4 protein-coding genes are annotated in these 4,926 nt (G+C 37.8%); all 4 read left to right on the forward strand.

The window, feature by feature from the left end; all coding sequences use genetic code 11:
• The first annotated feature begins 55 nt into the window (after positions 1-55).
• Positions 56-946, forward strand: coding sequence for a glycoside hydrolase family 78 protein (locus ON09_RS26525; protein ID WP_262495851.1), 891 nt, complete (start codon positions 56-58; stop codon positions 944-946).
• Positions 897-2,810, forward strand: coding sequence for a glycoside hydrolase family 78 protein (locus ON09_RS26360; protein WP_262495852.1), 1,914 nt, complete (start codon positions 897-899; stop codon positions 2,808-2,810). The genes ON09_RS26525 and ON09_RS26360 overlap by 50 nt, the downstream gene beginning before the upstream one ends.
• Entirely contained in the window at positions 2,811-3,914 is a 1,104-nt protein-coding gene (locus tag ON09_RS22535) for a glycoside hydrolase family protein (protein ID WP_010603329.1), read from the forward strand.
• 12 nt (positions 3,915-3,926) lie between these two features.
• Positions 3,927-4,926, forward strand: a 1,000-nt coding sequence (locus ON09_RS22540) for a sugar-binding domain-containing protein (protein ID WP_193372057.1), incomplete at its 3' end; no start/stop codon positions are given.

Consider the following 4,926-nt stretch of genomic DNA (forward strand, 5'->3'; position numbering starts at 1 on the left):
GATGATAACCAAATTATAAACCTAACAAACATCGGCAATAGATGTAAATCAATTCATGAGCAAAGTCGTAATTTTTTCTTGGTTGTATTTGCTAAGTATTCCGCTTTTTGCACAGGATATTAAAGTTGCACATTTGAGTTGTGGTTATCGAAATAACCCGATCGGGATAGATTTTGTTTCACCCAGCATGAGTTGGAAATTGCAATCATCTAAACACAATGTGATGCAAACTGCTTATCAAATTCTGGTTTCAGGCAGTCAAGCTAATTTAGAGAAGAACATTGGAGAGGTTTGGGACACTAAAAAAGTAATTTCATCGCAATCTATTCAGGTGAAATACAGCGGTGCCAAACTTTTATCCACTAAAACTTATTATTGGAAAGTTCGGGTTTGGGACAATTACAAAAATGAGTCGGCCTGGAGCAAAACTGCTTTCTGGCAAATGGGTTTGTTAAATACGGAGGATTGGAAAGGCGCAAAATGGATTGCATATGAAAAGTTAGTCGATTCAAATGTCAATATTCTGCCAACAGATGGAAAGAAAGATAAATACAACGCCAACAATGTTTTGCCGATGTTTCGTAAAGATTTTTCGGTAACTAAAATGGTTAAAAAAGCTACAGCGTTTATTTCGGGTTTAGGTCATTTCGAAATGAGTTTTAACGGAACAAAAATTGGAGATGATTTTCTTGCACCTGGCTGGACCAAGTACGATAAAGAGGCCTTGTATGTTATTTACGATTTAACGAAACAAATAAAAAGAGGCGGAAATGCCATTGGCATAATGCTGGGTAACGGCTTTTATTATGTTCCGCCAGTAAAAGATAGATACAGAAAATTAAAGGTAGCTTATGGTTACCCGAAGATGATTTGCCGAGTTTTGGTCGAATATACTGATGGCACATCTGATAACATCATCAGCAATCAGACTTGGAAAACCGACTAAATCTCCAGTCACGTTTTCAAGCATTTATGGCGGTGAAGATTATAATGCGAATCTCGAGCAAAAAGGGTGGAATATCGCTAGCTTCAATGATAGTAAATGGAAACCAGCACTGATTGTAGATGGACCACAGCTGAAAGCTCAGAAAGAAGAACCTGTTAAAATTTTTGATAAATTTTCTCCAAAAAATATTACCAATACAATAAATGGAGATTGGGTTTACGATTTGAGTCAAAATTCATCAGCCATCATAGAGTTAAAAGTTCGCGGTAAAAAAGGCGATACGATTAGAATTACACCAGCCGAACTAATTAAAGAAGATGGTTCAGTTACACAAAAAAATATTGGCGGACCATCGTACTTCATTTATATTTTGAAAGGTGACGGATTAGAAACCTGGCGACCAAAATTCTTTTATACAGGGTTTCGCTATCTACAGGTTCGAGGTGGCAATCCGAAAGTAAAAAGAAATACATCAGGTAAAGCGGTTATTGAAGATCTGGTTGCACTCCATGTTAGAAATGCTGCTGATCAAGTTGGGAAATTCTCAACGTCGAACGAACTATTCAACAAAACTTCTAACTTGATAGATTGGTCGATTAAGAGCAATATGGTAAGCGTTTTTACCGATTGTCCGCACCGTGAAAAATTAGGTTGGTTAGAGCAACTGCATTTAATGGGGAATTCTGTTGGCTACAATTATGATGCAGCGCCGCTTTTCAAAAAAGCCTTAGCGGATATGAGAAATTCTCAGTTGCCAAACGGTTTAATTCCTGAAATAGCACCCGAATACGTAAAATTCGAATGGGGCGGCGATATGTTTCGCGATTCTCCAGAATGGGGAAGCAGTGGTATTTTATTGCCTTGGTATTTATATCAGTGGTATGGAGATAGGCAGGCAATGGTTGATTATTACCCAATGATGCAACGTTATATCAACTATTTAGCCACCAAGGCTGATAATCATATCCTATCACAAGGTTTAGGAGATTGGTATGATTTAGGTCCGAAGCCACCTGGTGTTTCTCAGTTAACACCCATGGGCGTAACCGGAACGGCAATTTATTATTACGATCTAAAGATTTTAGAGAAAATGGCAACGCTTTTAGGTAAAAAAGCAGATGCAATAACTTACGCTAACCTGGCGGTAGAAGTTAGAAAATCATTCAACAATAAGTTTTTCAATAGTAAAACTAAACAGTACGCAACGGGATCTCAGGCAGCAAATGCCATGGCTATTTACATGGGTTTAGTTGAGGATCAAGATAAAAATGCTGTGATTGACAATCTGGTGAAAGATATCAGAGATCGGAAAAACAGTTTGACAGCTGGCGACATCGGCTACCGCTACGTGTTAAGAGTTTTGGAAGATGCAGGAAAATCAGATGTGATTTTTGATATGAACAGTCGTTCGGATGTACCTGGTTATGGAATGCAAATAGCAAAAGGCGCTACAGCTTTAACCGAAAGCTGGGCAGCTTTGCCAACCGTTTCAAATAATCATTTTATGTTAGGCCATTTAATGGAATGGCTATACAGTGGCATCGGCGGTATCCGTCAGGATGAAAATTCCATCGCTTTTAAGCAAATAAGAATTCAACCAGAAATAGTCGGGAATTTAACCTCGGCCAATGTAAGCTACAACTCCTCTTATGGTGAAATTTCTTCCGCCTGGAAAAAAGTGAATAATGGTTTTGAGATTGATGTAAAAATTCCTGTGAATACAACAGCTGTGGTCTATCTTCCTGTTTCGGCTAATCAAAAAGTTAATGAAACAAATAATGTCGCTTTCCAAACCATTGGTTCTGAAAATGGAAAGACAAAAATTTCTATCGGTTCGGGAACTTATAAATTTAATGTGAGATAGATGAGAGCGATTTGGATATACATATTTGTTGCGTTATCAAGCTTTTCCGCATTTGCTCAGGAGATTAAAAATCCTGTTTCTCAAACTGAAATGGAAAAAATTTACCAGGAAGTAAAAACACCTTATAAATATGGTTTGGTTATGGTTCCAACTGATAAAGACCATAAAATGGATTGCCCAACTATTTTCAGAAAAGGCAAAGATTGGTACATGACTTACCTGATTTTCAGCGGTCGTGGTTACGAAACCTGGATGGCAAAAAGCAAAGATTTATTGCACTGGGAAAACTTAGGCAAATTAATGTCGTTCGAAGATTCTGGTAAATGGGATGATAATCAAAAAGCGGGATACAATGCTTTGTTGGATATAAAATGGGGTGGAAGTTACCAGGCTAAAACATTTGATGGTAAATATTGGATGTCGTATTTCGGAGGCAAAGAAAAAGGTTATGAAGTGGAACCATTATCCATCGGCATGGCTTTTACTACAAAACACCCATCAATTGTTCAGGAGTGGAATAGATTAGCTAAACCAGTTTTAAGTTCATTGGATCAAGATGTGCGCTGGTGGGAAAATCGCAATAAATTATTTAAAAGCACTGTAATTGAAGACAAAAGCCGGTTAACAGGGCATCGCTTTGTGATGTACTATAATGCGGTTGGCGATTCTTTGACCAACAATAAAAAAACACGTTGGTACGAGCGAATTGGAATGGCCGTTTCTGATGATATGATAAACTGGAAACGTTTTCAGAAAAATCCAGTGGTTCATCATCCGGTTGGAATTACTGGTGATGCTGTCATTCAGCAAATTGGAAAAAATTATGTGATGTTTTATTTTGGTGCTTTTTGGCAAGATAGAAAAGGTTCGTTTAATAGATTTGCCGTTTCTAAAGATTTGGTAAACTGGACGGATTGGAATGGCGATAACCTGATTGAATCATCAGAAAAATATGATGAATTGTACGCACACAAATCTTTTGTACTAAAGCATAAAGGTGTGGTTTACCATTTTTACTGTGCGGTTAACAAACAAGATCAACGTGGTATTGCAGTAGCCACATCGAAAGATTTAGGTAAAAGTAAAGTGAATTTTGTCCAATAGTAAGATATGAAGATGCTTAAGTTTAGATATAGAATTTTTGGTTTGATGCTTATTGTGTTTCTTACATCTAGTTATTGCGAGGCACGAAGCAATCTTCGAACTAAAGGTTTAGATGGCTACTGTAATAAGATTGCTTCGTGCCTCGCAATGACGACCACTACAGTATATCCGACAACAGAAACTCGAACCCGAACCAGCTTCAACAAAGATTGGAAATTCTTTTTAGGTGATGAGCCTGGCGCAAAATCGCCTGCATTTATCGATGCAAAATGGCGTAAACTAACTTTGCCACATGATTGGAGCATTGAGGGTGAATTCGATGAGAAAAACCCAGCAAAACCAGAGGGTGGCGGTTTGCCTACTGGAATTGGATGGTATAGAAAAGAATTTACTGCACCTGCAAATTTCGAATCTAGATTAATTACCATCGAATTTGATGGCGTTTATAAAAACTCAGAAGTTTGGGTTAATGGCAAATATTTAGGCAAACGTCCGTATGGATATGCATCGTTTTCTTACGAGATTAGCAAGTTTCTAAAGGCTGGAAAAAACATTATTGCAGTTAAAGTTGACAATTCTGCGCAACCAGATGCTCGTTGGTACTCTGGTTCAGGTATTTACCGGAATGTTTGGTTAACTTCTACAGCGAAAGTTGCCGTCGCAAAATGGGGGACCTTTGTAACAGCAGATCAATCGGGCAGAGTGGAGTTTCAGGCGCAAATTCAAAACAAAACATTAAAAATGCAAACTGTTGTCATCACCAACTCTGTGTTTACTGCCAGCGGAAAATTGATTGCGAGCACAATACAGCAGAATGTAAAAATAGATACTTCTGGTTTAGAGATAGATAGGGTGTTTGATGTTAAGGATCCCGTTTTATGGTCTATCGAAAACCCATATCAGTATACGTTGGTTACCAAAATTGTTCAGAATGGAAAAATACTTGATAGTTACGAAACCAAGTTTGGTATTCGATCGTTCAATTTCGATGTTGAAAAAGGTTTTTCATTAA

The sequence above is a fragment of the Pedobacter agri PB92 genome, from assembly GCF_000258495.1.
Classification (GTDB): Bacteria; Bacteroidota; Bacteroidia; order Sphingobacteriales; family Sphingobacteriaceae; genus Pedobacter; species Pedobacter agri.